Source organism: Terrisphaera buseokensis (genome assembly GCF_047521145.2).
GTDB lineage: Bacteria > Verrucomicrobiota > Verrucomicrobiia > Opitutales > Opitutaceae > ER46.
Map to the genome: position 1 here is coordinate 4,286,643 of NZ_CM134186.1, position 24,075 is coordinate 4,310,717.

General features: G+C 63.9%; 22 protein-coding genes and 1 tRNA gene. 18 read left to right on the plus strand and 5 right to left on the minus strand.

The window, feature by feature from the left end; all coding sequences use genetic code 11:
* Positions 1-6 precede the first annotated feature (6 nt).
* From ACLJEU_RS16050 to ACLJEU_RS16065, 4 genes are all read left to right on the plus strand, one after another.
* Positions 7-1,956: an LpxL/LpxP family acyltransferase gene (locus ACLJEU_RS16050; RefSeq protein ID WP_414661428.1), complete on the plus strand. Its 1,950-nt coding sequence runs from the start codon at positions 7-9 to the stop codon at positions 1,954-1,956.
* A gap of 13 nt (positions 1,957-1,969) precedes the next feature.
* Positions 1,970-2,944 carry an ABC transporter ATP-binding protein gene (locus tag ACLJEU_RS16055; RefSeq protein WP_414661427.1) on the plus strand — a complete coding sequence of 325 codons (975 nt, stop codon included), beginning with the start codon at positions 1,970-1,972 and terminating at the stop codon, positions 2,942-2,944.
* A gap of 65 nt (positions 2,945-3,009) precedes the next feature.
* The gene (locus ACLJEU_RS16060; RefSeq protein ID WP_414661426.1) at positions 3,010-3,993 is read left to right on the plus strand and encodes an ABC transporter ATP-binding protein; all 984 of its coding nucleotides are present in this window, start codon (positions 3,010-3,012) and stop codon (positions 3,991-3,993) included.
* Between the two features lie 170 nt (positions 3,994-4,163).
* Entirely contained in the window at positions 4,164-4,610 is a 447-nt protein-coding gene (locus ACLJEU_RS16065) for a hypothetical protein (RefSeq protein WP_414661425.1), read from the plus strand.
* Here ACLJEU_RS16065 and ACLJEU_RS16070 read toward each other — a convergent pair.
* Positions 4,597-5,070 (minus strand): tRNA (cytidine(34)-2'-O)-methyltransferase, encoded by a 474-nt coding sequence (locus ACLJEU_RS16070; protein ID WP_414661424.1) that lies wholly within the window; start codon positions 5,068-5,070, stop codon positions 4,597-4,599. The genes ACLJEU_RS16065 and ACLJEU_RS16070 overlap by 14 nt on opposite strands.
* Before the next feature lie 105 nt (positions 5,071-5,175).
* Between ACLJEU_RS16070 and ACLJEU_RS16075 the strand changes: the two genes are divergently transcribed.
* Positions 5,176-5,607, plus strand: a complete 432-nt coding sequence (locus ACLJEU_RS16075) for a response regulator (RefSeq protein ID WP_414661423.1) — start codon at positions 5,176-5,178, stop codon at positions 5,605-5,607.
* A 28-nt stretch (positions 5,608-5,635) separates the two neighbouring features.
* Here the strand turns inward: ACLJEU_RS16075 and smpB are convergent, their stop codons facing one another.
* Positions 5,636-6,112, minus strand: a complete 477-nt coding sequence (gene smpB / locus ACLJEU_RS16080) for an SsrA-binding protein SmpB (protein ID WP_414661422.1) — start codon at positions 6,110-6,112, stop codon at positions 5,636-5,638.
* Positions 6,113-6,207: 95 nt separating this feature from the next.
* A complete protein-coding gene (locus ACLJEU_RS16085) occupies positions 6,208-6,405 on the minus strand; it encodes a DNA-directed RNA polymerase subunit omega (RefSeq protein WP_414661421.1) in 198 nt (65 codons plus the stop codon).
* Positions 6,406-6,513: 108 nt separating this feature from the next.
* Between ACLJEU_RS16085 and cutA the strand changes: the two genes are divergently transcribed.
* The 6 genes from cutA to ACLJEU_RS16115 all read left to right on the plus strand — a co-directional run bounded on the left by cutA (position 6,514) and on the right by ACLJEU_RS16115 (position 10,692).
* The gene (gene cutA / locus ACLJEU_RS16090) at positions 6,514-6,834 is read left to right on the plus strand and encodes a divalent-cation tolerance protein CutA (RefSeq protein ID WP_414661420.1); all 321 of its coding nucleotides are present in this window, start codon (positions 6,514-6,516) and stop codon (positions 6,832-6,834) included.
* A 27-nt stretch (positions 6,835-6,861) separates the two neighbouring features.
* Positions 6,862-7,017, plus strand: a complete 156-nt coding sequence (locus ACLJEU_RS16095; protein ID WP_414661419.1) for a small basic protein — start codon at positions 6,862-6,864, stop codon at positions 7,015-7,017.
* A gap of 87 nt (positions 7,018-7,104) precedes the next feature.
* Positions 7,105-7,773, plus strand: a complete 669-nt coding sequence (locus ACLJEU_RS16100; RefSeq protein ID WP_414661418.1) for a DedA family protein — start codon at positions 7,105-7,107, stop codon at positions 7,771-7,773.
* A 42-nt stretch (positions 7,774-7,815) separates the two neighbouring features.
* Positions 7,816-7,890, plus strand: a tRNA-Arg gene (locus ACLJEU_RS16105).
* A gap of 221 nt (positions 7,891-8,111) precedes the next feature.
* Positions 8,112-9,152 (plus strand): IS110 family RNA-guided transposase, encoded by a 1,041-nt coding sequence (locus ACLJEU_RS16110; RefSeq protein WP_457795253.1) that lies wholly within the window; start codon positions 8,112-8,114, stop codon positions 9,150-9,152.
* Positions 9,153-9,753: 601 nt separating this feature from the next.
* The gene (locus ACLJEU_RS16115; RefSeq protein ID WP_457795393.1) at positions 9,754-10,692 is read left to right on the plus strand and encodes an IS110 family RNA-guided transposase; all 939 of its coding nucleotides are present in this window, start codon (positions 9,754-9,756) and stop codon (positions 10,690-10,692) included.
* A gap of 61 nt (positions 10,693-10,753) precedes the next feature.
* Here the strand turns inward: ACLJEU_RS16115 and ACLJEU_RS16120 are convergent, their stop codons facing one another.
* Positions 10,754-12,151, minus strand: a complete 1,398-nt coding sequence (locus ACLJEU_RS16120) for a hypothetical protein (RefSeq protein WP_414660492.1) — start codon at positions 12,149-12,151, stop codon at positions 10,754-10,756.
* Between the two features lie 130 nt (positions 12,152-12,281).
* On the opposite strand from ACLJEU_RS16120, the gene glnS reads away from it, so the two are divergent.
* From glnS to ACLJEU_RS16145, 5 genes are all read left to right on the plus strand, one after another.
* Positions 12,282-14,105 carry a glutamine--tRNA ligase gene (glnS, locus tag ACLJEU_RS16125; RefSeq protein ID WP_414660491.1) on the plus strand — a complete coding sequence of 608 codons (1,824 nt, stop codon included), beginning with the start codon at positions 12,282-12,284 and terminating at the stop codon, positions 14,103-14,105.
* A 24-nt stretch (positions 14,106-14,129) separates the two neighbouring features.
* Positions 14,130-14,813, plus strand: a complete 684-nt coding sequence (locus tag ACLJEU_RS16130) for a YceH family protein (protein ID WP_414660490.1) — start codon at positions 14,130-14,132, stop codon at positions 14,811-14,813.
* A gap of 345 nt (positions 14,814-15,158) precedes the next feature.
* Positions 15,159-15,761 (plus strand): bifunctional phosphoserine phosphatase/homoserine phosphotransferase ThrH, encoded by a 603-nt coding sequence (gene thrH / locus ACLJEU_RS16135; RefSeq protein WP_414660489.1) that lies wholly within the window; start codon positions 15,159-15,161, stop codon positions 15,759-15,761.
* 151 nt (positions 15,762-15,912) lie between these two features.
* Positions 15,913-16,794, plus strand: coding sequence for an HpcH/HpaI aldolase family protein (locus ACLJEU_RS16140; protein WP_414660488.1), 882 nt, complete (start codon positions 15,913-15,915; stop codon positions 16,792-16,794).
* Positions 16,795-16,849: 55 nt separating this feature from the next.
* On the plus strand, positions 16,850-17,890 hold the full coding sequence (locus ACLJEU_RS16145) for a D-2-hydroxyacid dehydrogenase (protein WP_414660487.1): 1,041 nt from the start codon (positions 16,850-16,852) through the stop codon (positions 17,888-17,890).
* A 157-nt stretch (positions 17,891-18,047) separates the two neighbouring features.
* Here the strand turns inward: ACLJEU_RS16145 and ACLJEU_RS16150 are convergent, their stop codons facing one another.
* A complete protein-coding gene (locus ACLJEU_RS16150) occupies positions 18,048-19,445 on the minus strand; it encodes a glutamate--tRNA ligase (RefSeq protein ID WP_414660486.1) in 1,398 nt (465 codons plus the stop codon).
* Between the two features lie 63 nt (positions 19,446-19,508).
* On the opposite strand from ACLJEU_RS16150, the gene ACLJEU_RS16155 reads away from it, so the two are divergent.
* Both ACLJEU_RS16155 and ACLJEU_RS16160 read left to right on the plus strand, forming a co-directional pair.
* Positions 19,509-20,306: a M14 family metallopeptidase gene (locus ACLJEU_RS16155; RefSeq protein WP_414660485.1), complete on the plus strand. Its 798-nt coding sequence runs from the start codon at positions 19,509-19,511 to the stop codon at positions 20,304-20,306.
* A gap of 101 nt (positions 20,307-20,407) precedes the next feature.
* Positions 20,408-23,983, plus strand: coding sequence for an AsmA family protein (locus ACLJEU_RS16160; RefSeq protein WP_414660484.1), 3,576 nt, complete (start codon positions 20,408-20,410; stop codon positions 23,981-23,983).
* Positions 23,984-24,075: the final 92 nt, after the last annotated feature.

Sequence of the window (24,075 nt, forward strand, 5' to 3'; positions counted from 1 at the left end):
GATGGGTTGCCTCGCCGCGCCGCACCTCGCAATCACAAGGCCCGCGTGTTGTATTTCTCGCTCAAGACTCTCGGCTGGCTTACGGCGCATTGCCCGGAATTTCTGCTCCGGATCATGGCGGCGGGCCTGGGCGACTTCATTTTCTTCTGCCTGCCGCGACGCCGACGCCTGGTGCTGTCCAACCTGCACCACGCGTTTCCCCAAAAACCAGCCTCGTGGCATCGCGCCATCGGCCGCGAGAGCTGCCGCCGGCTGATCGAAACCGGTCTGCTTTCGCTGGCGACGCCCTTTCTCAATGAAAAGCGCACTCGCGCGATCGTGTCGCTCTCACCGGCCATGCAGGCCGTCTACACGCTGCACCGCACCGACCCTGCGGCCACGCTGATTTGCTCGCCGCACATCGCTTACTGGGAAGCGCAGACCGCCATGCCGCTCGTCGTGCCGGCGCCGTTTCCCGAGTTCGGCATCATCTTTCGTCCGCTCGACAACGCCGCCGCCAACACGCTCGTGAAAACGTCGCGCGAACGCTTCGGCATGAAACTGCTGTCGCGCAAGGAAGGCTTTGCCGAGGCGCTGAAAATCCTGCGGCGCCGCGGCTTTGTCGGCGTACTTTTCGATCAGAACGCCGGCCTGCAAGGCGCGCTCACCACCCTCTTCGACCGCGTCTGCTCCACAACCGAGTTGCCGGGGTTGATGGCGGAGAAGTTTCAAGCACGCGTCTATGGCATTTTCCCGCGCCGCCTCGGCTTCTGGCGGGTGGAGATCGGCGCGCAGGCCATCGCCCACGACGGCTCGGGCGACGCCGTCACTCTCGGGCTCAACCGCTGGCTCGAGACGCTGCTGCGCAGCGACGACACGCTCTGCCCGTCCTGGCTTTGGGCGCACGATCGCTGGCGCAACCAGGACATGCCCGCGCGCCGGTTTCGCCTCGAAGCGAAGCGCAACCTGCTCGCCGCCGACCTCGCCGCCCGCGGCCTGACCGCCGCGCCGCGCCGCACGCGCGTGTGGATTCGCCTGCCCAACTGGCTGGGCGACGTCGTCATGGCGCTGCCGCTCCTGCGGGCCCTGCGGGTCTCACGTCCCGACGCCGAGATCACCGTGGTCGCCAAAGCCCAGTTTCGTCCGCTCCTCGAATCGTGGGGCATCGCCGATCGCATTGAGTCGCTGCCGCCACGAGGGCTCGGCTACTTCACTCACTTCCGCACGCTGCGGCATGAGTATCCCGACGTCTGGCTGCTCTTCACGAATTCGTTCCGCGGCGATCTGGAGTCTTGGCTGAGCGGCTGCCGCCAACGCTTCGGTTTGCAGCGTCCGGGCCGGTCACGTCCGCTGTTGTCGCACACCTTTCGGGTGCCGGCCGATTTCGACGAGCGCACGCACCACCAGCTCGAGCTCTGGGAAAACTTCCTGCGCCATTTCGGCCTCAACGCGCCCGTCGATCGTTCGCCGCTCGCCGCGCCTGCCGGTCCACAAGCATCCACCCTCACGGCGCCGATCGGCTTGATTTGCGGCTCCGAAAATACTCCGGCCAAACGCTGGCCGGTCGGACACTGGCGCGCGTTGATCGCCGCGTTGCCCGATGCGTCCTTTGTGTTGCTCGGCACCGCCGCCGACGCGGCGATCACCTCGGCCGTGGCGGCGGGATTTGCACCAGAACGCGTGCGTGATCTCGCGGGCAAAACCAACCTCCCCGCGTTCGCGCGCACGCTGTGTGAATGCCGCGCCGTGGTCACCAACGACACCGGCGGCATGCACCTGGCAAATGCGCTGGGCGTGCCGATTATCGGGCTCTTCGGGCCAACCAATCCTGTGCGCACCGGACCGGTCTTCGCCGGGCCTGTCCGGCTGCTGCAGCCGCCCGGTTGTCCCGCGACGGGCGGCGGATCGCTCGAAGACCTTCGGCCCGAAACTGTCGTCTCAGCCTTGCGCGCCCTCGCGCCCGCCGCAGTGTCGTAATTCGCCTCACACCGTGCCCCTCCTCACCGTCACCGATCTTCGCACCACGTTTCACACTCGTAATGGCGATTACCGCGCAGTCGATGGCGTGAGCTTCGCCGTCGAACGCGGCGAGACGCTCGGCATCGTGGGCGAATCGGGTTCGGGCAAGTCGGTGACGTGTTACTCGATCATGGGACTGATCCCGCAGCCGCCCGGCCGCATCGAAAGCGGCACGGCGATGTTCGACGGCGTGGATCTGCTGCACTGCTCGCCCGCGCAATCGCGAGCCATCCGCGGCAAGCGGGTCGCGATGATCTTTCAGGATCCGATGACGTCGCTGAATCCGTACCTGCGGATTTCCGAGCAGTTGATTGAGCCGCTGCTGATCCACGAAAAGATTTCCAAGGCCGACGCCCTGCGCCGCGGCCTCGAAGTCCTCGAGGCCGTCGGGATCAATGACGCCGCGCGCCGCATGAATCTGTATCCGCACGAGTTTTCGGGCGGCATGCGGCAGCGCGTGATGATCGCGATGGCGTTGATCACGAAACCGGAGTTGCTGATCGCCGACGAGCCGACGACCGCCCTCGACGTCACCGTGCAGGCGCAAATCCTGGAACTGATCAAAAAGATGCAGCGCGAGCTCGGCATGGCGGTGATCTTCATCACCCACGATCTCGGCGTTGTATCCGGATTGTGCGATCGCGTGCAGGTGATGTACGCAGGCCGGATCGTCGAGACGTCTGACACGCGCACGTTGTTCTACTCGCCGCTGCATCCTTACACGCGGGCGCTGCAGCGATCGATTCCCGCGCTCCAGGGCAAGGGCAGCGAACTCTACACGATTCGCGGCATGCCGCCGGACCTCTCGAAGCCGATGCCCGGCTGTCCGTTCGCGCCGCGCTGCGAGTTCGCGCTCGATAAATGCGTTTCCATTCCCGCCCGCCTGCTGGAGGTCAAACCCGGCCACGCCCACGCCTGCCTGCGGGCCCAGCAGGGAGAAATCTAAGCCTCGCCTATTCGGGACTTATTTTCCGTGTATTCCGCGTATTCCGTGGGCGATCCCTCCTGAAAATGTCCGACCCGATTCTCCAGCTCAACGACGTCAAGACCCACTTCCCGCTCAGCCAGGGTTTCATTTTCAAGCGGCAGGTCGGCACGGTGAAGGCTGTCGATGGCGTGACGTTGTCGATCGAGCGCGGTGAAGTGCTCGGCCTCGTCGGTGAATCCGGCTGCGGCAAGTCCACGCTCGCCCGCACGATCATGCAGCTCGTGCCCACGACTGCGGGGACCGTGGTGCTCGAAGGTCGGAATCTAACGAGCAGTTCGACCTCCGAGATTCTCACCGCGCGGCGTCACCTACAGATGGTATTTCAGGATCCGTATGCGTCGTTGAATCCGCGCATGACCGTATTCGACACGCTCGCGGAGCCGCTCGCGGTGCATCGGGTTTGCCCGGCGGCCGACATCCCGGCCCGGGTCGCGTCGCTCATGAAACTCGTCGGCCTCGCACCGCGTTTCATGCAGAAATATCCGCATGAGTTTTCGGGCGGCCAGCGTCAACGCATCGCGATTGCGCGCGCGCTCGCGCTCGAACCGCGGGTCATCATCGCCGACGAACCGGTCTCGGCGCTCGACGTTTCAATCCAGGCGCAGATTCTCAATCTGCTCGGGCAGCTGAGCCAGAAGATGAACCTCTCGCTCATCTTCATCGCGCACGATCTGTCGGTCGTGAAACACATCTCACACCGCGTCGCCGTGATGTACCTCGGCAAGATCGTCGAGCTCGGGCCCGCAGTCGACGTGATCGAGCGGCCGTTGCATCCGTACACGCGGGCCTTGGTCAGTGCGATTCCGACGCCCAACCCCGACGTCGAGCGCACCCGCCAGCGCATCGTGCTGGCCGGCGATCCGCCCTCGCCGATCAACCCGCCCGCCGGTTGTGCCTTTCATCCGCGCTGCCCGCATGCCCTAGACAAGTGCAAAGCGGCGGTACCGCCGCTGACCCGCGCCGACCCAACGCGCGAAGTCGCGTGCGTCAGGCTCGGCGAGATCTAGTTCGCCCCGGGTAGAGTAAGCGCCTCGCCTGCTCTTCGGCGCAGGCAGGCCGCAGAGTTGCGCTCACATTTTGGCGCTCTCGGTTTACCGGAACATTGGATTGCGATCCCGGCTCGTAAGGGCGATACTTCGTTACGCCAGCTTCGCAGGACACCTCAACGCCTCGCCCCATGAAAACCATCGTTGGAAAAGTCGCCTGCCTCGCCGCTGTCATCGCCGCGATCGCACCGCTCGCCGCAATCGCGCAGAACCTCGCTAGTCAGTCGGGAATCGTCGACCGCAGCCTCGAACGCCTCACGCTGTTGACGGGACCCGATCTCCTTTCACCGCCGCACGGGAAACCAGCGTCCAAATCGCAGCTCTCGATCGCGCCCGCCGCGTCGAAAGCCGGCGAACCCGCCGTGTTTCGCTTCGTGCCGTCGCGCGAGGGTTATACCTTCGTCCCGCTCGGGAAACGTTCGCTCTCCAGCGCACCGTCCGCCAAGGCGCCTGCCTCCTTAGTGCCGCGCGTGCCGTTGCGCGCGCCCAGCGCGGATGAGCTTCGCTTCGATGCGACGCTGCGATCGCCGGTCGACGCGCCCGCGACGGGCGTGCTCCCGACGACTAAGCGCCTTTGACGCCGGCGTGGGTCAATTGACGCACCGCCTCGTAGCACGCGACGCCCGCCGCAGTGCTCAGATTGAGTGAACGCAGGGTGGGATTCGCGTGCGGGATCGTAAGCGACGTCGCGCTCAGCTCCCGGTGCAGCCACTCGGGTGCGCCGGAACTCTCGTTGCCAAACACGAGCCCGTCTCCGTCCGCGTACGTCACATCCCAAAAGGTCCGCTCGGTCTTCGTGGTGAACAACCACAGCCGTTGCGGCGCGTGGGGACTCGCGCGAAACGCCGTCCAATCCGCGTGCTCGTGCACATCGAGCGATTTCCAGTAGTCCATGCCCGCGCGCCGCAGGTTACGGTCATTGATCACATAGCCGAGCGGATGAATCAGGTGCAGCCGCGTGCAGGTCAGCGCGCACATCCGGCCAATGTTTCCCGTGTTGGGCGCGATTTCCGGCTGGAAGAGCACGACGTGCAGCATGACGGGATACTCCGCTCCGCCCCGGGCAAATCAAGTGCTGGATGACGGGTTACTTTTGCCTTTTTGGATCGTCACTCCGACCGGAACGCTCCGCACCCCTTCTTCGTGCCCACCGCACCGCAACGCCGTGTCGTCTTCATCGACGATGAAAAGCCCTACAACGCCCTGATGCGGCAGTTGCTGACAGACCATTTCGACTGTCCTGTGGACGCGTTTCTCGATCCCACCACGGCGCTGGCCGCACTGCCCTCATTGAACCCGGCGGTCGTCGTAACCGACTACTTCATGCCGGACCTCAACGGGCTTGAGCTGATCCGGCGGGCCACGCCGCTCGTGCCGGCGACTGCATTCGTGCTCATTTCCGGAAACAATCTCTCGGCCGAGCAGGAAGCGATGGATCGCCTCCCGGCCTTGAAGGGGTTTTTGCCGAAGCCATTTGGCTGGCGCACGCTCGCCGATGAAATCCTCCGCGTCTGGCCGGCCACGTGTGTGCGCCCCAGTCCGACCGGAGGCCTCAGCCCGAACGGGAAGTCGTAAAGCTTGACGCAGCGCAGGAGCCGCGGGCTCAGCGCCGGTGCTGTTTCATCGCCTGATCAACTTCGCGCAGCACGACCCGTTTTTTCAAGTCGTCGCGGCGATCATAGAGCTTCTTGCCCGTGGCCAGCGCCACTTCGACCTTCACCAAGGCGTCCCTGAAATACATCCGCAACGGCACGAGGGCGCGGCCGCCGGTGCTGAGCGCAACCTGGATCTTGTCGATGTGGCGGCGATGGAGCAGGAGCTTCCGAATCCGCTTCGCGTCGTGATTGTTGATGTTGCCGAACGCGTATTGCTCGATGTGTGCGTTGTGCAGCCAGATCTCGCCCTTCTCGACCCGCGCAAACGCGTCGTTAATCTGCGCCTTGCCCGCCCGAATGGACTTCACCTCGGTGCCGCGCAGCTGAATCCCCGCCTCGAACCGCTCGTCGACCGAATAGTCACGCAGCGCCTTCGAGTTTCGAATCTCGGTGAAACGCTCGGAGTCTTTTTTTTTCGCGGCCATGAAAGGGATCGAAATCGATCGATGAGACTATCCGTAAACGAAAAAGGCGGCGCCCGCAATCGCGGTGCCGCCTAAAGTATCGGGCGTTTGGATGCTCAGTTCGCCAACTCGTGGCTGATCTTGCCTTCGATGATCTCGCGGAGCGCGGTGTCCTCGGGCGACAGCTTCTCCAGCGACTCGACGAGCGGGCGGTTGCCCCGCTTCAGCTGTTTCACGCGGCGGGAAACCACGTTAATCAGGATGTTCGGATCGTTGACCGCTTTCAGGGCGTCTTTGATGTAATCGTCTCTCATGGTGACGGGATCGGCTGAGTGAAAACCGGCAACAGCAACCGCCGCCCCATGGGCCGTCAATAGCGAATTCCAGCTTGCGGAACGAGCTGGCCGGCCGGACCGTTGCCCATGTTTATCGCCTGGACCACGGTCGCCACGCGGCCCGACGCCGACCGCCTCGCCACCGGGGTCGTGGAGCGGGGCCTCGCCGTCTGCGTGCAGGTGGACGGCCCGATCGTTTCCCACTACCGCTGGGAGGGGCGCACGGAGCGCGCCGAGGAATTTCGCCTGACCTTCAAGTGTCGGCCGGCGAGCCTGCGCGCCCTCGAAGACCACGTCGTGAAACACCATCCCTACGAAATTCCGGAGTGGCTGGCGGTTCGCGCTGAATCCGTGGGAGAAAAATACTTGTCATGGGCGGCGGCGAACTCTAGCACTCCGCCCCTTTAACAAGTCGCAACCCACTCTTTTAAAGCCATGTCACAGCACAAAAGTCTCCAAGGCGCCTCCGGCCTCGTCGTTAAACGCAACGTCCTGAAGCGCTTCGAGCGCGTCGAATTGCTCAGAAAGCGCAACCAGTGGAAGCCGGGTGACCGCGTCCAGGGTCTCCGCAAGACGAAGCCCGACGTTTGATCTCATTTTCGCCCTCTCTTGGCAGGCAGTTTTCGCTGCCTGCCTTTTTTTTGCCCGGTCCCCTCCACCCACCCTTCCGCCTGCATCATGTTCGATCTGATCAAAAAGCTGGTTGATTTCGTCCTCCACATCGACGCCCACCTCGCGGAAATCATCCGCGACTATGGTACGTGGACCTACGCGGTTCTCTTCCTGATCATTTTCGCTGAAACCGGCCTGGTCGTGACGCCCTTCCTGCCGGGCGACTCGCTGCTCTTCGCCGCCGGCGCCTTCTGTGCCAAACCTGAAACCGGGTTGAACGTGCACCTGATGGCAGGCCTGCTTTTCATCGCGGCGGTCCTGGGAGACACCCTCAACTACTGGATCGGCGCGAAGCTCGGTCCAGCCGTCTTCAAGCGCGATGACTCGATGTTCCTCCGCAAAAAGCATCTCGAGCGGGCGCACGCGTTCTTCGAGAAATACGGCGGCCGGGCCATCATCCTCGCGCGCTTCGTGCCGATCGTCCGGACCTTTGTGCCGTTCGTCGCCGGTGTCGGCCAGATGACCTATTCGCGTTTCATCGTCTATAACGTCGTCGGCGGTTTCATCTGGATCGGTTTCTTCATCTACGCCGGTTTCATCTTCGGGAACCAGCCGTTCGTGCAGAAGAATTTCAAGCTGGTCATCCTCGCCATCATCATCCTGTCGGTCGTACCGATGGTGTTCGAAGGCTGGCGCGCGTGGAAGGAATCGCGCGCCAATCGCACGCAAGCTTGACGGTGACGCCGCCGGAAGGCTTCACTGATCCCACTGTTGTTCGCGAGCGTAGCACAATGGATAGTGTAGTGGCCTCCGAAGCCATTGATCCGGGTTCGACTCCCGGCGCTCGCACCAGCCTTCGCCAAGGCTTCGGCTGGCAGGCCAGCTGGATGAAGACGTAACAATCCAGATTGAGGTCAGGTCGAAATTTCAGCCCGCATTTGCGGGCTTTTTTGTGCCTGGAGGAAACGCCGCCGAATCGCAGATCAATCCGCGATCCGTAAGGGGTCAGGTAACATGAGCGGCAAGTCGGGATAGCGCGACGCGAGGTGCGTGGTGCTACAATGACAAGTGCCATGATCTATACTGGAATCGACTATCACAAACGTTACTCGGTGGCTTGCACGCTGGACGCCCAAGGCCAGAAGCTCCACGAAGCGCGGATCGACGGCAACGCGTCCACGGCTTTTGCCGCCTACTTCAAGAAACTCGGCACGCCCAGCGAGGTGGTGATCGAGGCCTGCTGGAATTGGGGTGTGCTTTACGATTTGCTCGAAGACACGGCGGGCGTGGCGAAGGTCGTGCTCTCGCATCCGGCGAAGAATCGCATCATCGCGGACGCGCAGATCAAGAACGACCGCATCGACGCCAAGGCGCTCGCCACGCTCTTGCGGGGCGACTTCGTCGCGAAAGTGCACGTGCCGTCCCGCGACGTACGGCAGCGCCTCTGGCTGGCCCGGTTGCGCACGATGATTCGCAATCGCATCCACTGCGTGATCGACCGGCACCCGCAATTGGAGCGGCCCGCGGTGAAGGACATCTTCAGCAACCAGGGCAAAGCGTGGATGAAGCGCGCCCCGCTCCCCACCGCCGATCGCACGTTGCTGGACGACGACCTCGCGTTGCACGCGCTGCTGCAAACTCAAATCGACGCGCTGGAGAAGACGATCGTCGCCGACAACGCCGCGAATCGGCTGGCGGTGCGGCTTCAAACCCTGCCGGGGGTGGGCAAGATCCTGGCTCCGGTCGTGGCGTTGGAGATTGACCAGGTCAAGCGCTTCAAGACCGCCGACAAACTCTGCGCCTACGCCGGCCTGGTCCCGACTACCCACGCCTCCGGCGGCAAGATCGCACACGGCCGCATGCTACCCTTCTGCAACCGCTGGCTGAAGTGGGCCTTCATCGAGGCGGCCTGGGTGGCCGTGGGCTGCTCCGATTACTTTGGCTCTTTCTATCGCAAGCAGCGGCTGCGTGGCAAAGGCGCCAACGACGCCATCACCATCGTCGCCCGCCGCATGGCTAAAATCGCCTGGAAAATGCTCACCGAGGAACGAGACTACTCCCCGCACGCCCCCGTCGCCAAACCAACTTCCCCGGCCGCTCTCATAACGGACTGACGGCATCCTCAGTGATGCGCGTCTTGGGTCAGGATAGAGGGCCGGGAATCTGATTCATTACCCTGCCGGAGGCCTCGTGCCTGCCGCTGAGAGAAGTGTGATCGCGGAATCTCCTCTTCCTTCACCCGCAAAGCCGGTCTTCACCCACGGGATCTTCCCGCGGGGCGCTCATTGCCGCCCCTCACCCCGGCTAGGGGCACCAAAGCCCAGGAAGCTAAGCATCCAATTTTCCCATACCTCTCAAAATCCCACTTGACTGCTTTCACTCAGAGAAGGCTGTTGCACGTTGCAGCCTGAGTTCCACGCTCCGGCAGGTGGGCGGTTAATGGTGCTGCAACGTGCAACAGCCTTGTATCTTGAACGGCGAAAGTCTGGTTGCGGCTTCCGAGAATGGGCGACAAGCTCGTCGGAGGAAGCCGCAACCAGACCGGTGGCGACTCCCTTTCCGAGTCAGATCGATAACATGGCCTTGAGACGCCAGGTGATCTCGTGGGTCAGCGCGGTCGGCTCGGGATTCTTCATGCAAACTCGAACCGTTGGAAGAGCGCGGGGGCCTCACGGCCGCGCAGCTCGAATCGCAAGACAGAGCGCTATGAATAAAATGACCGAACCAGCTCCGACCTACGCCGGAGTCGATATCTGCAAAGAAGCGTTGGAGGTCTCGCTCGTTGGACGCAGTCCGGAGCGCTACGACAACGCCGCCGCCGGAATCACTGGCCTCATCGAATCGCTGGGCAAAATGGCGGGCCCGGTGCACGTGATTTGTGAACCGAGTGGCGGCTACGAACGCGAGCTACTGGAGGCGTTATGGGCCGCCAACATTCCCGTCAGCTTGGTCAACGCTGCCCGCGTGCGGTCGTTTGCCAGGGCGCAAGGGCTGCTGGCGAAGACCGACGAGATTGATGCGTCGGTGCTACGGGAGTTTGGTGAACTCCTTCAGCCCCCGGTCCTCGAAGCTCCTTCGCCCTCACGCCAAAGACTCGCCGCGCTGGTCCAGCGCCGGGAGCAACTGGTGAACCTGCTCACAATGGAGGAACAGCGACTGATGCAGACTCGCGACGTCGTGCTCAAAAAGCTGATCCAAAGTCTAATCGGGGAGCTGCAGAAACAGGTCCAGCAAATCGAGGTGATGATTGAGCAACAGATCGATGACGATGACACGTTGCGCGGGCAGAGCGCGCGGCTGCAACAGGTCAAAGGCATCGGGAAAGTAACCGCCTCCACCATCTTGGCCGAGCTCCCCGAACTGGGGAAACTCAGCCGCAAGCAAGTCGGAGCACTCGCGGGTGTCGCGCCCTACAATCGCGACAGTGGCACCCTCCGCGGTCGACGAACTATCCGCGGCGGTCGAGTAAAAGTCCGCCGCGTCCTCTACATGGCGGCCCTCGTCGCCACCCGATTCAACCCCGTTCTGAAATCATTCTATCAACGACTCGTCGCCGCAGGTAAGCCTAAGAAAGTAGCCATCACCGCCGTCATGCGGAAGCTCGTCGTCCTTCTCAACCACCTCATTAAAAATCCTCAATTTAACCTCGCCTGAAAGACCGTTGCTGACCCTTACGGACGGTAGTCGCGATCGAGGGGCCCCGCCATCTCGCTCCTCACCCCAGCAATTCGCGCATCGCGCTGACGAACGCGTCGTCGATTTCCGCGCTGCTGAACGCATAGTCCACCTCGTAACCACCGAACGGATATTCGCCCTTCGTGGGAATGTACCACGGACCGTTGTCGCCGTAGCCGGCCACCGCGACGGATCGCTTGCCCATCGTCTGCGCCCGCAATTGATACTCGATGAACGGCTCCGAAGGCAGGTAGAGGGAGGCGACGTCATTGAGATGCAGGGCGCCCAAGACGAGCGGCTCCTTCCGCGCGCAACGCCGGAGGTAGGAGAGCTTGAAGGCGGGCCGCATGCGAAACACGACGGAGTCCTTCTGCTTGGTGATGAGTTCCTGGAGCGCATCGACGGCGATCGCGGGATTGATTGCAGGCAACACGTCCCGCGTGCGCCACTCCACCGTGCCGACCGGCTCGCGGCGCAAAGCCGCCTCCGATGCCACGATGCCCTCGTAGATCCGGTTTGTCAGCCGCACCCGGGACGCCGGCGTGCCGTCGTTATATTTGCCCGCGGCGATGTTGCCCGCGCAACCGGTGAAATAGATGTGCGTGCATCCCGGCTCATCCCGCTCGCGCCGCCGCCGCGCGAGTCCGCAGAAATCGCTACTCACCCGGCCGTCACCGTAGTAACTCATCGGGTGCGTCGCGTAATAATGACACGCCAGAATCTTCGTGTCGCCGTCATAAAACGCGATCGTCCGCAGCAGCGGATCGATCGGACCCTCGGGCATCGCGATCAGCGCGGGATCCTTGCACGAGCTGCCGCGCATCGCCGTGACCCGGCCGCCAGCGTCGCGCGCCATCCGTCGGTTCGCCGCCACCTGCACCACCGGAGCCGCCCCCTGCCCCACGTGCGTGACGGGCCGCGAGCGCTCCATCGCGGTCGTGACCGCGGCCCGCGCCCGATCCAGGCAGCGTTGAAAGAAATCCATTTCGAAGACGCGGGGCAGATCGGGCTGACCTTCGAGTAGCCGGCCCGCCTCGAAGCACACGAGCGGGGCGTTGTGCTGGTGCACGCAATGCACTGAGACGCGATCAGGCGTCGTACCCGCGGCTTCAGCCAGCACCACGCGCCACTGCCGGTGCGCCTCGTTCAGAATACCCGTCCAATCGACCACGCAAAACACGATGGGCCGGCCCGCGCCGAGCAGGATGTAGCCGATCGCCTCAAGCGGATCATCGACTTCGCTCGCCGGTTTGATCCAGCCGCCGCAGAGCGAATGGCCTTTCGGCGGTGTCACCTCAAAGCGAAACGTCGCCACCCGGAGGCTCCCGGCCGGGGTGGACGCCCGCGCGACTGCCGCACTGAGGGCTGACGTGGACGACGCGACGGCACCGGTGGCCAGCGCGGTCTGAAGAAACTCCCGACGATTGATTGGATTCATCCTGGATTGCGCAGTGGGTTTTCGCCGCCGGACGCCAGAGTACAGAAAGACAACCGCTTGGGAAGTCGAAGCACCCGGCCGCGCAAATCGGCGTTGCCTCGCCGTCGCGCGGTTCGCATCGTCGCGCCTTATGTCCGCTGACAAAACCGAGAGTAGCGCCGCGCCCGCGGCACCAGCCCCGAGCGATTTCATTCGCGATATTGTTGCGAAGGATCTCTCCGAGCAGCGCTACTCGAAAATTGTCACACGCTTCCCACCCGAGCCGAACGGCTACCTGCACATCGGCCACGCCAAGTCGATCTGCCTGAATTTCGGCATCGCCCGGGAAAACAACGGTCAGTGCAACCTGCGCTTCGACGACACCAATCCCGTCAAGGAAGACGTCGAGTACGTCGACTCCATCACCGCCGACGTCAACTGGCTGATCGCCGGCTGGGCCGATCACTGTCTGGGCCTGAAAGCCAAGGGAGCGACGCCCGCGCTGCAGTCCGTCAACGGTCGCGACGATTACTACCTCGCCGCGGCAAATCCGTCCCATTCCGCAATCGGCAATCCGCCATTTGCAATCGAGACGGAGGCGTTTTTCGCGAGCGACTACTTTGAACAGATCTACACCTACGCGGTGGAGCTGATTCGCCGGGGCAAGGCCTACGTCGATGACCTGACCCCCGAGGAAACGGACGCGTATCGCGGTTCGCCGGACAAGCCGGGACGCGACAGTCCGCACCGCACCCGCAGCATCGCTGAGAACTTGGATCTCTTCGCCCGGATGCGCGCCGGCGAGTTCCCCAACGGCGCGCGCAGTCTGCGCGCGAAGATCGACATGGCGTCGCCCAACATCTGGCTGCGCGACCCCCTGCTCTACCGCATCCGCCACGTCGGTCATCACCACGCGGGCGACAAGTGGTGCATCTACCCGCTCTACGATTTTGCCCACTGCCTGAGCGACTACCTCGAGGGCATCACGCACAGCGTGTGCACGCTCGAGTTCGAGGTGCATCGTCCGCTCTACGACTGGATTTTGCAGAGCCTCGAACTGCCGCGCGCGCTCCCGCACCAGTACGAGTTCGCGAAGCTCAACGTGAGCTTCATGGTGTTCAGCAAGCGGCGCCTGCTGCAGCTCGTCGAGGAAGGCTTCGTCAATGGCTGGGAGGATCCCCGGATGCCGACGCTCTCCGGCGCCCGTCGTCGTGGCATTCCCGCCAGCGCGATCCGCCGTCTGGCTGCGATGGTCGGCGTCACGAAATACGACAGCGTGACCGACATCGCCGTCTTCGAGCACGCCGTGCGCGAGGAACTCAACGGCCTCGCCGCCCGCCGCCTCGGCGTGCTGCGGCCGCTCAAACTCGTGCTCACCAACATTGCCGCCGGCGAAATGCTCGAGTGCGACGCGACGAATAATCCGCAGGACGAAACGCCCACGACGCGCAAGGTCGCGCTGACCCGCGAAGTCTACATCGAGGCCGAGGACTTCGCCGAGGTGCCGCCACCGAAATATTTCCGCCTGAAACCAGGCGGTGAGGTGCGGCTGAAATATGGCTGCATCATCAAGTGCGACGAGATCGTGAAGGACGCCGCGGGCCAGATCACCGAACTCCGCTGCACCGCCGATCTCACCACGCGCTCCGGCGGCGCAAACGTCGACCGCAAGGTCAAGGGCACGATCCACTGGGTCAGCGCCACGCAGTGCGTGGACGTCGAGGTCCGGCTCTACGACCGGTTGTTCACCGTGGCCGAGCCCGGCGCGACCGACGACTTCAAGAAGTACGTCAACCCGCACTCGCTCGAAGTCGTCCGCGCCAAGGTCGAGGCGTCGCTCGCCGCCGCCGCACCTGGCCAGTATTTCCAGTTTGAACGGGTCGGCTACTTCGTACCCGACGCCAAGGACAGCACGCCTGGCAAGCCGGTCTTTAATCGCACGATTACGTTGAAAGACACCTGGGTGAAAAAGTGATCCGCCGCTCGCGGCGTCTGCACCATGGATGATCCGATCGCACCCTTGACGGCCGCCGAAGTGCGCGTGCTGGGCTCGTTGATCGAGAAACAGATCACGACGCCCGATTACTATCCGCTCACGTTGAACGCGCTGACAAACGCGTGCAACCAGCTCACGAATCGCGAGCCCGTGGTCGCCTTCGATGAGACCGTGATCGTCCGAGCAATCGATGGCTTGCGCGAAAAGCGCCTCGCCACGCTCTTTTCCGGCGCCGAGAGCCGCGTCGCCAAGTACAAGCACACGTTGACCGACGCCCTGCTGCTCACGCCCGCCGAAGTCGCGTTGCTCTGCGTGCTCATGCTGCGCGGCCCGCAGACCGTGGGCGAACTGCGCGTGCGCTGCGAACGCCTGTTCAAGTTCGATACGCTGCCCGAACTCGAGGAGGCGTTGAACGCTCTCGCCAGCCGTCAGCCGCAGCCACTCGTGACACGCCTGCCGCGCCAGCCAGGCACCAAGGAATCGCGCTATACCCAGCTGCTGTCCGGGCCAATCGAATCGCCTGCAATCGCGGTGACCGACACCAGCGCCCGACCCGAGCTCACGCCGTCAGCCTCGAAACCGAGCGACGAGCGCCTCGCGCGCGTCGAAGCCGAACTTGCCGCCGTGAAACAGGAACTCGCCACGCTGAAGGAAACCTTCGCGGAATTTCGCCGGCAGTTTGAATAAAGCTGGTGCGCGCCGGGGCGGGAGACGCATTAATTCTAAAGCCAGGAAGCCAGGAGATGAGCGCTACCGCCATCGACTCGACGTTCCGCGCTCGAGTGAATGGGCTGTAGACGAAGCTGCGCGGAGCCACTCGCTGGCGCTCGTAGCTACAGCCCATGCCTCGTGCGCTCGTAGCCACAGCCCGCCCCCTCGTGCGATATGGCCCACGCCGGACCTAGGCTCGTCGCTCGGCTCCTGGCTTACTGCTTCTGAACTAACTCCCCGTCGCCGACCTCTCCCTCCGCCGCTCACCGCTCACCGCGACGCTTGCATTGACGCAAAAACCTCTGGTTCACTGGGCCACTTGTGAAGCAAAGCATCGTCACCCTCGATATGGAAGGGGTTCTCACCCCGGAAGTCTGGATCGCCGTCGCCGAGCGCACGCAGATCCCCGAACTCCGTCGAACGACGCGCGACGAGCCGGACTACGACAAGCTGATGCACTACCGCATCGGGATCATGGATCAGCACGGCATCACGCTGCCGCAGATCCAGGCCGTGATCGCCGGCCTGCCGCTGCTGCCGGGCGCGCTGGACTTTCTCAGCGAACTGCGAAAGCGCACGCAGGTGATCATTCTCTCCGACACCTTCGAGCAATTCGCCGAACCGTTCATGCGCCAGATGGGCTGGCCGACGCTCTTCTGCCACCGGCTGGTCGTGGAAAAAGATCGCATCGCCGGCTATCAATTGCGCATGCCGGACCAGAAGCGTCACTCGGTCGCCGCCCTGCAGTCACTCAACTACAACGTGATCGCCGCCGGCGATTCGTTCAACGACACCTCGATGCTCGGGCAGGCGAATCACGGCTTTCTGTTTCATGCGCCGGAGAATGTCGTGCGCCAGTTCCCGCAGTTTCCCGCCGTCAACGAGTACGACGAATTGCTGCGGTTGATCCTGGCGCGGCTATAACGCGGCGCACGTTCCGCGCCGCTCCCCGGAGGCGCGGGGCGCAAACGTAGTTCGTAGTTCAAGCCGGCCGCCGCGACGGCGGCGCTCCCGGCTTTCTTTCTGCTCGCCCGCAGTTGGGCGCGTGCGCCACGCTCGGACACCCCACTGCCCCATGAAGCGTCGCCTAGCCGCCTTGGTCCTGCTCGCGTCGTCCACTCTCGTCGCAGCCCAGCCGACGACCCCACCCGCCTCCACTCCGGCCGCGGCCACGTGGGAGAATCCGCTCAAGAAACTATTACGCGAAGGCAAGCCGGTGATCGGCATGACCGTCACAATCCCGAACGCGGATGTCGTATTGCAGGCGGCGCGGCTCGGCTTCGATTTCGTGTGGATCGAGATGGAACACAGCCCGATCACGCTCGAATCGGCGCGCAACATGATTCTGGCGACACAAGGGACCGCGATCATGCCGTTGATTCGCGTGCCCGTGAACGAACTCTGGACCGCCAAACGCGCACTCGATTGCGGCGCGATGGGCGTGATCTTTCCCTTCACCAGCACGCCGGATCTCGCCCGCCAGGCGGTCGCCGCGGCGAAGTATCCGCCGCTTGGTCGACGCGGCGCGGGCCCGGGCCTCGCGTCTCTGCGCTGGCCCGCGCCCGGTGGTTACGCCGACTTCGCCGACCAAAATGCCCTCGTCATCATCATCATCGAGGAGAAGCGTGCGGTCGAAAACATCGACGCCATCCTCGACGCCCCGGGCATCGACGTCGTGTTCATTGGCGTGAATGACCTGTCCTATTCGTACGGCGACCGCGGCCGGCAAACGCCTCAGGTCAAAGCGGCCATCGCCACCATTGTCGCCGCCGCCAAGAAACGCGGTCTGCCTGTCGGTCGTCCCGCGGGCGCAGCCGACATCAAAGGTTTCATGGCCGAGGGCTTTCAGTTTTTCCAAGGCTCCAGTGAAATCGGACTCATCGGCGCCGGCGCCAAACCGCTGCTCGAGGCGGCGGGCAAGACCGCGCCCGACCTGAAGAATCGCCCGCTGTATTGATTTGGCTGCGACGCCCGGCACTCCTTCGCCCACTCAATCATCCTCTTTCTTTCCCATGAAACTCAGTTTCCGTTTCGCCCTGATCACCTGCGCGTTGCTGCCCGCCCTCGCCTGGGCCCAAGCCTCGCTGCCGTCCCGCAAAGTCGTCTTCACCTCCAACCTGCGCCTCAGCGAAAGCGACATCCGCGAGATGCGTCAGGCGGCGCCGGCGCTGAATCTCGTGTTTCCCACCCGCGAGAATCTCAGCCAGGAACTGGTGGACGCGGAGGCGGTGTTCGGCAGCGTCACCCGCGAGCAGTTTCTCGCCGCGAAGAAACTACGGTGGATGCAAATCACCTCTGCCGGCGTGGAGAACGTCCTGACGGGCATTCCCGAGATCGTGCAGAGCCCCGTCACGGTCACGAACATGAAGATCGTCCAGGGCATCGAAATCGCGGATCACGCGTTCGCCCTGCTGCTCGGCCTCACCCGGCGGATCGACATTGCGGTCAAGGATCGTGAGTCCGAAACGTGGCGCAGCCTGCAGCAATACGGTCCGCCGCTGGAGCTCCACGGGAAAACCGCCGTCGTGGTCGGCGTTGGTGGCATCGGCACCCAGATTGCCATCCGCGCGAAGGCATTTGGCATGACGGTCATCGGCGTCGATCCGAAGGACCTGCCGTACACGCCGTTTCTCGACCGCACTGTCTGGCCGGATCGTCTCGATGCGGTCCTCCCTGAGGCGGACGTCGTGTTCATCTCGGCGCCGCACACGCCGCAAACGGACAATCTGATCAAGGCCGCGCAGTTCGCGAAGATGAAGGCGGGCGTGCTCTTCATCGCCGTCTCGCGCGGCCGGATCTACGACAACGACGCGCTGGTGGAGGCGCTCAAGTCGGGCAAAGTTGCCGGTGCCGGGCTGGACGTCACCGCCACCGAACCGCTGCCGAAGGGCCACCCGCTCTGGAAAACGGGCCGCGTCATCATCACGCCGCACATCGCGGGACGTTCTGACGGCGAGGGCGCGCGTTACTTCGAGCTCTACAAGGACAACCTGATCCGTTTCGCCAAAGGCGAACCGTTGCGACACGTGGTGGACAAGGAAAAGGGGTATTGAGGACGCACCTTTTCCGACCGAACAGGATTGAGCAGGAAGCCAGGAAACCAGGAAAAGTCAGTTCATCGCTTTCCAGCTTCTGCATCCAACCCAGCAGCCCGGAGTTCCTGGCTTTCTGGCTTCTGAATTTCTCGGTCCAACTGCCTTCCGCTTTGTCTTAGGCGGATTCGTGCAATCGCGCCAGCCGTGCCGCCACCCGTTCGCGGCCCAGCACCCGGAACATGCCGGTGATGCTCGGGCCGACATTTGTGCCGGATACGGCCAGCCGGGCCACGGATTGATAGTCGCCGAAACCAAGACCGTGCTGCGTTGCGAGCCCCTTGATCGCGTCCTCGATCGCGGTGTCGCTGGAAAAATCCATCGCCGGCAACGCCGCGATCAACTCCCGCAATCGCGCCTTGGGATCGCCCTTGCCCATGACCTTCTCGCGCACTTTGGCGTCGACCGAAAACTCCTCGGTGAAGAAGTAGCCCGTGTAGGCCGGCAGTTCCTCGATGCCCTTGATCTTCGGCTGGCTGAGCGCCAGCACCGCACGAAAATAAGCATCGGGTGCCGCAAGCGCGGCCTGGGCCACGGGACTCTCCGTTTGCCGGGCCAGGAACTCGCGAGCTCGCACGGCGAACGTTTCCGCCGGCAGCTCGAGCAGGTAGGCCATGTTCATGTGCGCGAGTTTCTTGTCGTCGAAACGCGCGTTGCTCTGGTTCACCCCCGGTAAATCGAAGAGCCGGATGATGTCCGCAATCGGCATCTTCTCGCGATCGTCGCCCGGATTCCAGCCGAGGAGGCAGAGGAAGTTCACCAGCGCCTCCGGCAGGTAGCCACGTTTCTGATACTCCTCGATCAGCGCGCCCTGATCACGTTTCGACATCTTGCCCGGGCCGTTCTGTTTCAGGATGAGCGGGATGTGCGCGAAGGCCGGGGGCGTCACGCCGAAGCCTTCGTACAGGTGCACGTGCTTGCTGGTGTTCGAGAGGTGATCCTCGCCGCGGATGATGTGCGTGACCTGCATCGCGATGTCGTCGACGACATTGACGAGGTGAAACACCGGATTGCCGTCGGACCGTACAATCACGAAATCCTCGTCCTCCAACCGCTCGACGCGGCCGCGGATCTGGTCGTTGATCACCACCGGCGGCAGCTTCACCTTCGTGACCGTCTTCTTGCGGTGCTCATCGAACACCTCGTACCGCTCGCCGAGCAGCTTGAACCAAATCGCGCCGTCCTTCTCGTAAGCGCGCCCGGCCGCGATCAAGCGCGCCACGTGGTCCTTGTAGATCGCGCCGCGTTCACTCTGCCGATACGGACCGAAGTTACCGCCGCCGTTCGCGCCGATCTTCGGACCCTCGTCCCAGTTCAGCCCCAGCCAGGAAAGACTGTCGTAAATCAGGTTGAGGAAGGCCTCGCTGTTGCGCTCCTGATCCGTGTCCTCGATGCGCAGGATGAACGTGCCGCCCGTGTGGCGCGCATACAGCCAGTTGAACAACGCCGTGCGGGCGCTGCCGATGTGGAAGAAACCGGTGGGACTGGGTGCAAAGCGAACGCGGACCTGGGACATGGGCAATGGACGACGGTGAATGGATTCGACAGGGACTGGCAGGGAGCGAAAAAGGAGCATTCCGTGCATTCTGCCCCACCTGTCAAAGACTCTGTCATCGACCCGGCGGCCTTCGTCGATCGGATCGCGTCCGCGGCCACCGCGCGCGGGTTTCGGGTCGAACGTTTTGGGCAGAGCGCCGGCGTACCGCAACTCGCCCTCACCCGCCGCACCCGCGGCGTGCGGCCCCGGATCTACTTCTCGGCCGGCATTCACGGCGACGAACCGGCGCCACCACTCGCGTTGCTATCAGCCCTCGAGCACGGCCTCTTCGACGATCGCGCGACCTGGTTTCTCTGCCCGCTGCTCAACCCCGCCGGCTTCCTCGCCCGCACGCGCGAAAACGCCGAAGACCTCGATCTGAACCGCGATTACAAGGCGCTGCGGTCCGCAGAAATCCGCGCCCACGTGGGCTGGCTGCAACACCAGCCCAACTTCGACCTGACGATCTGCCTGCACGAGGACTGGGAGGCCGGCGGCTTCTATGTCTACGAACTTAACGCCGCCGACGCCCCCAGCCTGGCGCGTCCGCTGATCGAAGCCGTTTCGAGTATTTGTCCGATGGAGACCGCCACGGTCATCGACGGCCGCGACATTGCGGAACCCGGCATCGTCCGGCCGCTCGCCGATCCGCTCCTGCGCGAGACCTGGCCGGAGTCGATTTATCTCCAGGCGCACCACAGCCGGTTGAGCTACACGATCGAGACGCCCTCGTCGCTGCCTCTGCCCAAACGAATCGCCGCCTTGGAGTGCGCCCTTGCGACCGCCATCAGCCAGGTGTGTGCGGCGTATAAGCCGCCCGGCACCGGCCGGAACTTTTAGTGGCGCTTCGCGTCCCTGACGCCTAAGGTAAGGCTTGAACGTCCATTGAGTCGCCTGTCGTCCGACGGGCGGCGGTGGTCGCACCTTCCTTTTATCCAGACATGAAAGCTCTCAAGATTTCTGCCATCGTCGTCGGCGGTGTGGTCGTGCTGCTCGCGATCGTCGTCGCGCTCGCGTTTACGTCGTCGGTCCAGACTTGGGCGGTGCGCAAAGCCGTCGCCGGCCAGCCGGGCATGACCATCGAGGTGTCCCGCGTGGCCGCTGGCCTCTCGGCCGCGGATATTTCCGATTTCCGGTTCACCAAGGACGGCATGATCGTGACCGCGAAGTCGGTCTCCGCGCGGTATTCGGCCTCCGACTACATCAAGCACAAGCGCATCAACGCCGACTCCGTCACCGTGGACGAGCTCGTCGTCGATCTGCGCAACGCGAAACCCGCGCCCGCCGCCGCCCCGGCCGGCCCTGCGACCAAGGCCGGCGAAAAACCCGCCGCCCCGGCCAAGCCCGCCGCGGAAAAAGCCTCGCCGTTCGAGGGCCTGCTCAAGGAAGCGCAGTTGCCCTTCGACGTCCGCCTCGGCGCCCTGGCCGTCAAGGGCCGCGCGCTCCTGCCAAACAATCAGGTCGTCACCTTCGAACTCAAGGGCGGCGGCATCGACACCGGCCAGCGCGGTACGCTGGAGTGGACGGTGGATTTCGCCGACTCGACAGCCGGTGCGGACCTCCGCGCGGCACGCTCGATCGGTAAACTCGGTCTGCGCATCGCCGCCGACCGCCGCATCGATCTCGTGGAACTGGAGACAACCGCATCCGCGATGGGACCGAAGATCCCCAACGATCAGGTGCGCGTATCCGCCAAAGCCGAACGCCCCGCCACCGGCGGCAACGAATCCTATAACTCCACGATCAGCCTCGTGCGCGGCGGCAACGTTGAGCCGCTGCTCAAGACCGCCTCACAGTTCCTCGCCGCTAGCCGCGAAATCGCCGGCACCTGGGAGCTCGCGATTCGCTCCGAACAGCTTGCCACCCTGCTCTCCGGCTTCGGGTTGCCCGAGGTGGCCGCCAACGGCACGGGTAAGTTCAGCGTGAAACCCGACACCGGCGCCGCTGCTGCGAGCGGCAACCTGCTCGCCCGCGCGTCTCAGCTGCAGAAAATTTCCGCCGACCTCGCGCCCATTGGCAGCGTGGAGCTGAAGGTATCCTTCGACGGCGCGATGGCCGACAACGTCGCGCGCCTCGATCAACTCGTGCTCGATGTGGCCGCCGCCGACGGCCGCAAGTTCGCCGAGATCCGCGCCCTGCAGAAAATCACCTTCGCGCTCGCCGACAAGCGCGTGACCCTCGCCGACCCGAAGGCGGAACTCGCCCGCGTTTCGCTCAAGGACATTCCGCTCGCCTGGGCCCAGTCCTTCGCCAAGCCGCGCGCGATCGAAAGCGGCGATCTCTCCATGGTGCTCGCCGTGGAGGCCGAGCCGGACGGCAGCCGCATCCGCGTCCGCAGCGCCGAACCGCTCGCGCTCCGCAACGTCACCGTGCGCGAAGGCGACAAGAAACTCGTCGACCGCCTCACGCTCACCGTGCGTCCCACCATCGATTACTCGGCTACGCGCGTCATCGCGCAGCTCGCCGAACTGACTGTGACGATGCCCGCGGGCGACTCCGTCACCGGAAATGTCACCGCTGACGTGACCAACCTCGCGACGTCGCCGGCGACCGCGTTCACCGCGAAGATCCAAGCGAAGATCGTGAGCCTGTTGAAGCCGTTCCTGCCGGTCGACACCGGCCCGCTCTCAATTGCCACGACCATCGAGGGCCGGCATGAAGGTCAAACGCTGCAGCTCGCCAAGGCTACAACGATCGTCAATCGCGAGAACGGCACCTTGCTGGCGTCGATCGAACTGCAGCAGGCCGTGAAGGCGGACCTGAAGACGTCGACGTTTGCGTTCGCGAATCCGACTGCCACCGCCGCGCGCGTGCAGCTCGGCGAGATTCCGCTGGCCTGGGCTGAGGGGTTCGTCGCCAAGTCGAAATTCGCGGGCACATTCTCGGGCGCGACCCTGGAGCTGGCCATGCGCTCGGTCGACGATCTCAACGTCAGCACCACGGCGCCGCTCGCCTTCCAAGGCGTGGCCGCGACGATGGACGGCAAGGCGATGGTCCAGGGCCTGAACCTCACCACCGATTTTTCCGCTTCGAAGAAGGGCGAGACGGTCGGCTACGAGGTCCGCAAACTTGAGCTGAAGCAGGGCGACCTGCCGCTCATGTCGCTGGCGGTTTCCGGCCAGGCGAAACTCGGGGCCAAGCTGACCGTGGCCGCGAAAGGCAATCTCGATGCCGATGTCGCCGCGTTGATGAAGCAGCCGGCGCTCGCGGCCAACGCCACGCTCGCCCGCGGCCGCATCACGGCCGCCTTCGACGCCACCATGGCCGATGCGATTCAGGCCAACGCCGTCATCACCGGCCGCAATCTCGTCGCCAAGGTCGACAACCGTCCGCTCGGCGATCTCGACGTGAAGCTCGTCGCCAACGTCAAGCCGGACGGCAGCGGCACGCTCACCCTGCCGCTCACGCTCGCCAACGGCGACCGCAAGTCCGACCTCTCGATCGACGGCGCCTTCGGCAAGGCGGCGAACAAGACGACGTTTCTCTTCACCGGAAAGATCGTGAGCAATCAACTGCTCGTGGATGACTTTCAACCGCTCGCCGGTCTGGCGCCGGCTTCCGAAGCCCCGAAGCCGGCGACCCCCGCGCCGCGGACACCCGCGCCGTCAGCGCCGACCCGCGACACGGTGCCGTTCTGGAACGGCGTCAACGGCAAGGTCGAGGTCGATCTCAAGCGCATCGTTTACGGCAAGGACTACGTGATCAGCGGTGTGCGCGGCACGGCCGTGATCACCGACAGCAAGCTCTCGCTCGACGGCCTCGAAGGTAAGTTCAAGGAGAACCCGTTCAAGGTCATGGCCGGAGTGAACTTCGCCGCGAACCAGCCGAAGCCCTATACCATGACGGGGTCGGCGGACGTGGAGAAATTCGATGTCGGCGCGTTCCTGAAGGCGTCCAGCCCCGACGAACAGCCTGCGCTCGAGACCCGCGCGACGCTCAGCGCGAAGTTGAACGGCACCGGCGGCACGGTGGCCGAACTCGGAAAAAATGCCTTCGGCAAATTCGAACTCACCGGCACTCAGGGAACGATGCGCGTCCTCGCCCGCAAAGGCCAGGCCGGCGCCGCGGTGGATCTGCTCGCGACCGGGCTCGCGATTTTTGGCGCGCAGAAAAACTCCGCCACCACCAGCTCGCTCGCCGAGATCACGCGGCTGTTGAAGGAAGTGCCGTTCGATTCGATCAAACTGCAGGTCGAGCGTGGTGCCGATCTGAATTTCAAACTCACGTCGATGGAAGTGCTGTCGCCGATTCTGCGACTCACCGGTTCGGGCACGGTCGAGAGCAAGGACACGACGATCGACAAAGCCCCGATGAACATCCTGCTCCAGCTCGGCGCCAAGAACGAGCTCGGCTACCTGCTCCAGCGCTCCAACCTCCTCGGCCAGAAACAGGACGAGAAAGGCTACACGCTCATGTCGCGCACGTTCAGTGTCGGCGGCACACCCTCGAAGCCGGACAACTCCTCGCTCTGGAAAATCCTCGGTGAGGCCGCGCTCGGCGGTGTGCTCGGGCGGTAAGCGGACACCGACGTCGTCTCCCGTCCGCCCCGGGAGCGCAGGCGTCCCGCCTGCATTTCGGGTGCGTCAATGATGTCAGACGACGGTAAGGC